We start from the raw sequence: 245 nt of genomic DNA, 5'->3' as shown, positions 1-245 counted from the left end.
CGTTCGGGAACATCGCCGAGGGTGCACCGGACACCGCTGGGGAGAACACGATGAGCACGAGGCAGCTGATCAGTCCGCCGTAGATGCGGAACAGGGCGCCGGTCGTGTTGAAGTTCCGCCAGAACAGCGAGTACAGCAGGGTGGGCAGGTACGCCGAGGCGGCGACCGCGAAGGCCAGGGCCACCAGGAAGGCTATGTTCTGTCCCATGGCGAGGATACCGAGGACGATCGCCACCAGACCGATC

1 pseudogene is annotated in these 245 nt (G+C 64.9%); it reads right to left on the bottom strand.

The features are described from left to right. Positions 1-245, bottom strand: a pseudogene (locus NVV99_RS26760) (cation acetate symporter); the annotation flags it as partial.

It is taken from the genome of Rhodococcus sp. PAE-6 (assembly GCF_025290685.1).
Lineage (GTDB): Bacteria > Actinomycetota > Actinomycetes > Mycobacteriales > Mycobacteriaceae > Rhodococcus > Rhodococcus pyridinivorans.
This window is presented reverse-complemented; position numbering and strand designations above follow the sequence as displayed.